Source organism: Pseudomonas tehranensis (assembly GCF_014268615.1).
GTDB classification, from domain to species: domain Bacteria; phylum Pseudomonadota; class Gammaproteobacteria; order Pseudomonadales; family Pseudomonadaceae; genus Aquipseudomonas; species Aquipseudomonas tehranensis.
The window spans coordinates 1-4776 of record NZ_JABWQV010000324.1; the positions used below are offsets into that span (position 1 = coordinate 1).

The 4776-nt window shown below is 60.6% G+C and carries 5 protein-coding genes and 1 pseudogene; 3 read left to right on the forward strand and 3 right to left on the reverse strand.

All coding sequences use genetic code 11. The annotated features are described in order from the left end of the window. Positions 1–114: 114 nt before the first annotated feature. From tal to HU811_RS25045, 3 genes are all read right to left on the reverse strand, one after another. Positions 115–1041 carry a transaldolase gene (gene tal / locus HU811_RS25035; protein WP_092403213.1) on the reverse strand — a complete coding sequence of 309 codons (927 nt, stop codon included), beginning with the start codon at positions 1039–1041 and terminating at the stop codon, positions 115–117. Between the two features lie 178 nt (positions 1042–1219). Beyond that, positions 1220–2215, reverse strand: a complete 996-nt coding sequence (gene dusA, locus HU811_RS25040; protein ID WP_186658673.1) for a tRNA dihydrouridine(20/20a) synthase DusA — start codon at positions 2213–2215, stop codon at positions 1220–1222. Between the two features lie 205 nt (positions 2216–2420). Further along, on the reverse strand, positions 2421–3068 hold the full coding sequence (locus tag HU811_RS25045) for a TetR/AcrR family transcriptional regulator (RefSeq protein ID WP_092403209.1): 648 nt from the start codon (positions 3066–3068) through the stop codon (positions 2421–2423). Positions 3069–3173: 105 nt separating this feature from the next. Here HU811_RS25045 and HU811_RS25050 point away from each other — a divergent pair, with 105 nt between their 5' ends. The 3 genes and pseudogenes from HU811_RS25050 to HU811_RS25060 all read left to right on the forward strand — a co-directional run. Continuing rightward, positions 3174–4067, forward strand: a complete 894-nt coding sequence (locus tag HU811_RS25050; protein ID WP_186658675.1) for an NAD(P)/FAD-dependent oxidoreductase — start codon at positions 3174–3176, stop codon at positions 4065–4067. 92 nt (positions 4068–4159) lie between these two features. Next, positions 4160–4549 carry an antibiotic biosynthesis monooxygenase family protein gene (locus tag HU811_RS25055; protein ID WP_054984084.1) on the forward strand — a complete coding sequence of 130 codons (390 nt, stop codon included), beginning with the start codon at positions 4160–4162 and terminating at the stop codon, positions 4547–4549. A gap of 26 nt (positions 4550–4575) precedes the next feature. Further along, positions 4576–4776 (forward strand): annotated as a pseudogene (locus HU811_RS25060) (SAM-dependent methyltransferase); the annotation flags it as partial.

Here is a 4776-nt window from a genome sequence, read left to right on the forward strand (position 1 = left end):
CATTGTGGGAGCGAGCCTGCTCGCGATGAGCCCGGCCAGCAAGCCACCATCCCAAGCCTATAAAAAAGGGCGAACCCATCAAGGTTCGCCCTTTTGCATTACCTTTGAATCACCTCAAAGCTTGGCTTGCAGCAACGCCTCAAGCTTTTCCTGGTCCCGCGCGAACTGACGAATGCCTTCAGCCAGTTTCTCAGTCGCCATGGCGTCCTCGTTGGACAACCAGCGGAACTGCGCTTCATTGAGACTCAAGCGCGCTTCACCGGCTTGCCCAGGCGCCAGTTTACGTTCCAGCTTGCCCTCGTCGGCGGCCAGTTTCTCCAACAGTTCCGGGCTGACCGTCAAACGGTCGCAGCCGGCCAACTGCTCGATCTGGTTGAGGTTGCGGAAGCTGGCGCCCATGACCACGGTTTTGTAGTCATTGGCCTTGTAGTAGTTGTAGATGCGTGTCACCGACTGCACGCCCGGATCATCGGCGCCGGTGTAGTCGTTGCCATTGGCCTTCTTGTACCAGTCGTAGATGCGGCCGACGAAGGGCGAAATCAGGAACACGCCGGCATCGGCACAGGCCGCGGCCTGGGCGAAGGAGAACAGCAGCGTCAGGTTGCACTGGATGCCTTCACGCTCCAGCTGCTCGGCGGCGCGAATACCTTCCCAGGTGGACGCGATCTTGATCAGCACGCGATCGCGGCCAACACCGGCCTTTTCGTACAGGTCGATCAGGCGATGCGCACGTTTCAACATGGCTTCGGTATCGAATGACAGGCGCGCATCCACTTCAGTGGAAATGCGCCCCGGAATCACCTTGAGAATTTCTTGCCCTACCGCCACGCCGAAGCGGTCGCTGGCCAGGCCCACATCGCCCTTGCAGTCCGCCACACAGGCGTTCAGCAGCTCGGCGTAGCCTTGAATGGCCGAGGCCTTGAGCAGCAGGGAAGGGTTGGTGGTGGCATCCACGGGTTTAACGCGGGCGATGGCTTCGAAGTCGCCGGTATCGGCCACTACGGTAGTGAATTGTTTGAGTTGTTCCAGCTTGGAAGTCATGAGCGTGCTCTGTCCTATGGGTCTGTTGACATTACCCGAGGGCCGGCAGCCACTCAAGGGCGTGAAGGGGGATCGATGGCCCCAGCGGCAACAACCTGAAAACGGCTGTTTGAAAGGCCGGGGCGGGTATCGATAGATACGATGCCAAAACAGGACTCAGGTTCAAAGCAAGTGACGGTCAGCGGCCTTCCAGCATGCCCGCCGCCTGATCCAGCAACGCCAGCGGGTCCTTGGTCTTGTGGATATCCACCGACAACAACTGGCGAAAACGACGTGCCCCCGGAAAACCGGTGCCCAGCCCCAGCACGTGGCGGGTGATGTGATGCATCGCCCCACCGGCGGCCAGATGATTGGCGATGTAAGGCCGCAACTGCGCCAACGCCTCGGCGCGGGTGATGACAGGCGCGCTGCTGCCAAACAGTTGTTGATCCACCTCGGCCAGCAGATACGGGTTGTGATACGCCTCGCGCCCCAGCATCACGCCATCGAATGTCTGCAAATGCTCATGGCAGGCTTCCAGCGTCTTGATCCCGCCGTTAAGCACAATTTCCAACTCCGGGAAATCCGCTTTCAACCGCGCCGCCACGTCATAGCGCAGCGGCGGAATGTCGCGATTCTCCTTGGGCGACAGCCCCTCCAGAATCGCAATCCGCGCATGCACGGTAAAACTCGTACACCCGGCGTCACGCACCGTCCCGACGAACTCACACAACTGCTCGTAACTGTCCCGCCCGTTGATCCCGATCCGATGCTTGACCGTCACCGGAATCGACACCGCATCACGCATCGCCTTCACACAATCAGCCACCAACTCGGGATGCCCCATCAGGCATGCGCCGATCATGTTGTTCTGCACACGATCGCTTGGGCAGCCGACGTTGAGATTGACCTCATCATAGTCATGCGCCTGAGCCATCCGCGCGCACGCGGCCAAATCAGCCGGGACACTGCCACCGAGCTGAAGCGCCAGGGGATGCTCGGCTTCATGGTGGCGCAGGAAACGCTCGTGATCACCGTTGAGTAATGCGCCCGTGGTGACCATCTCGGTGTAGAGCAGGGCGTGTTTGGAGAGGATGCGTAGGAAGAACCTGCAGTGGGGGTCAGTCCAGTCCATCATCGGCGCCACGCTGAAGCGGCGGGAGAGTGATTGGGGGGCGGCTGTGATTAAGGGCATTGGGGAATCTGAATGGGTAGGGCAGAGGCGGGGAGTTTATCAGGAATGGGATAGGGTAAGGCTGGCGGGGCTAGATTGGTGAGAGAGTTGAATCTCCCGGCTGGGTCAGAGATTCCCGGTTTTGGTCGGGAATCTTAGGGCGCTGGTTGCTGTGTTGGGATTGCATGCCGTCGCAGGGGCGGTAAATAAATCCCCTTTTTTCCTCTTATCCGCCCGCGTGGTCGTTGCCACCGTGCGCGGCGATGAACATGGTGACGGCCGCCCGGCAATAGGATTCGATTTCGTTGTCGTCCTCTGCTCTTACCTCATCGAAGCGCGCGATCATCAGGAGATCGGATCCTTTGAAAAGCGCGGCAAACAAGCGGGCGGACTGGAGAGGATCGGGCACGTTCAGAACCGCCTTCGCGTGCAACTGACGCAACAGTGCCTCGATCTGGGCAATGACATAGGCGGGGCCGGCTTCGTATTGGCGCTTGCTTAACGACTTTTGATTCGTCTTGTCGGCCATGATCATGGCTTCGACACTGCGCACGTCGGGGCTCAACAACGTGCGAAGCAGGGATGTTCCCACCGCCATGAGCTGATCTGCCGCCGAACCGCCGACGCCTTCAATAAGGGCCTGCGGTGCAAACTGATGACAGTGGGCCGCAATGGCCGCACTGAACAGCGCCTCCTTGTTCTCGAAGTGCCGATAGATGCTTAGCTTGGATATCTTCGCCCGCTGGGCGACCTTGTCCATTGTCGTCGCTTGAAAACCCAATTCCACAAAAAGTTCGCCTGCGGCGTCGACTATCGTTTGGCCAAGCGCCTCGTTGGCGGGCCGGCCGCGCCGGGCCTGGCTGTTTTCGGTCATAAAAAATTCCAGTACTTGACAGTATTCTAATTCGTGAATTATGGTACTTCAAAGTATCTAAAAGATACAAGCCTATCTCCTCATCCATACACGGAGCCCATCACCATGAATGACGTCATCATCATCGGCGGCAGCTTTGCCGGGCTTGCCGCCGCGCTGCAGCTTGGCCGTGCCCGCCGAAAGGTCACCGTTCTCGATACCGGCCTGCCGCGCAATCGCTTCGCCGACCACTCGCATGGACTGCTCGGCCACGACCACAAGCCACCGCTGGAGATCCTGGCCGAGGCGCGGCAGCAGCTGGCGCGCTATCCTACGGTCAGGCTGGTCGCTGCCCGGGCCGAGAGCGTCTCCGGCGCCATCGACGATTTTTCCGTCCTCACGGGTGAGGGCGAAACCCTCAGGGCGCGCCGCCTGATCCTGAGCTATGGCGTCGCCGACCAGATGCCTGAAGTTCCCGGCTTTGCCGAAGGCTGGGGCTCCTCAATCGTGCCTTGCCCCTATTGCGACGGCTTTGAAGTTGCCGGCCGGCATTGGGGTCTCGTCTGGTCCGGCCCAATGTCGCACAACTACGTCAGGCTGTACCACGATTGGACTGACACGTTGACGGTCTTCGCCAATGGTCACGACATTCCACCCGACATCCGGGCCGATCTGGCGCGCCGTGGCATCCCTGTCGTCGATGGCCGGGTCACCGAAATCGACCATGACGAGAGCCATAACGCCACCGTCAGGCTCGACGCCGGCCCCTCTGTCGCGGTCGACATCCTGTTTGCGCATCCGCGCAACAAGCCGTCTGCACGCCTGCATGAATCGCTGGGTCTCGCCACGGTCGATACGCCCCAGGGCATCGTCCTCAAGGTCGACGAGCGCCGCGAAACCAGCGTGCCCGGCATCTACGCCGCCGGCGACCTCGCCAACCCCACAATGCCCTCGGTTACCACGGCATCATGGCAAGGCGCGACGGCGGGCATCTCCGCCCAGCAGTCGATGCTGGTTTGAGGGCACTTCGGTTGTCGCAGGCTTCTAAAGGTCGCTTCGAAGCAGCATTGATCACGCCGGTTTCAACTTCACACTAGACGGGAGCACCCACCATGGCCGACCAAAAGCCGCAAGACCGTAAATTCAAACCGCTAGACGATAAATTCCCGCTTGAGCGCCAGCTCGGCATCGCGGCCGCGCCAGTCGTGCTCATTAACCTCTTCACGCTCGATTACGCCGACGAAGCGGGCTTCCTGGATGCTTTCAAGGCGGCTGCCGAGATCATAACGAAGCAACCGGGCTTCATTTCCATGCAACTGCATCGAGCGATCGGCGATAGCCCGACTTACCTGAACTATGTGGTGTGGGAATCCACCGAGACGGTCCGCGCCGGCCTCACCCATCCTGAGTTCGTCGCGAAGCTTTCGGCCTATCCATCATCCGTCGTAGGCAGCCCGCACCTGTTCCAGAAGGTCGCCGTCCCCGGCTTTTGCACGGCCTGAAGAGCGAATCAAAACGAGGAGATGTCATGACAGAGCAAAATGCCTATCAGGTCGCCGACTGGAATGGCCAAAGCGGAGAGTACTGGGCCGCCAACCAGGCCCGGCTCGACGCCATGTTTGCGGTGTTCGGCCAGGCCGCGATAGAAGCCGCCGCACCCGCGACGGGGGAGTGCGTGCTGGACGTCGGCTGCGGCGCGGGTGCGTCGAGTCTGGCCCTGGCCGCCCCC

Excerpts from the sequence above, each read along its gene's own strand:
- HU811_RS25050 (WP_186658675.1), top strand. The coding sequence starts at position 3,174 with ATGAATGACGTCATCATCATCGGCGGCAGCTTTGCCGGGCTTGCCGCC.
- dusA (WP_186658673.1), bottom strand. The coding sequence starts at position 2,215 with ATGCCCTTAATCACAGCCGCCCCCCAATCACTCTCCCGCCGCTTCAGC.
- HU811_RS25045 (WP_092403209.1), bottom strand. The coding sequence starts at position 3,068 with ATGACCGAAAACAGCCAGGCCCGGCGCGGCCGGCCCGCCAACGAGGCG.
- HU811_RS25055 (WP_054984084.1), top strand. The coding sequence starts at position 4,160 with ATGGCCGACCAAAAGCCGCAAGACCGTAAATTCAAACCGCTAGACGAT.
- tal (WP_092403213.1), bottom strand. The coding sequence starts at position 1,041 with ATGACTTCCAAGCTGGAACAACTCAAACAATTCACTACCGTAGTGGCC.